General features: G+C 57.9%; 1 protein-coding gene. It reads right to left on the bottom strand.

Annotated elements, in window-relative coordinates:
• Window positions 1–532 (bottom strand): ROK family protein (locus tag AC5O77_RS22565; RefSeq protein ID WP_494507268.1); only part of this gene is annotated, 532 nt, incomplete at both ends.

Consider the following 532-nt stretch of genomic DNA (forward strand, 5'->3'; position numbering starts at 1 on the left):
GGTTTCAATACAACCTTGTTTACCGCAATAACAAGGGACTTCCTCGCGATAACGCAGTTCGTCTTCGTCCATCCACGGTAGCGGATTGTGTCCCCACTCACCTGCCGTGCCATTGCCGCCGATATGCGCCCGCCCATTGAATGCCACGCCCGCGCCGCATCCCGTGCCGATAATCACGGCAAATACCGTCTGCGCTCCCGCTGCCGCGCCATCTACTGCTTCTGAAACCGCCAGACAGTTGGCGTCATTTGCCAGCCGCACTTCCCGCTGCAACCTCGCGCTTAAGTCTTTATCGAATGGCTGACCGTTGAGCCAGGTTGAATTGGCATTCTTCACCACGCCGGTGTAAGGCGAAATTGAGCCAGGAATGCCCATCCCTACTGTTCCGCGCTGCCCTGTCGCCTGCTCCGCCATATCAACCAGCGTGGCGATCGTTTCAATGGTCTGGCGGTAATCATCACGCGGCGTGGGCAGACGATGGCGGTACAACTGCTCCCCTGCATCGCCCAGTGCAATCACTTCAGTTTTGGTG

It is taken from the genome of Stenotrophomonas sp. INTA L402-1 (assembly GCF_059295135.1).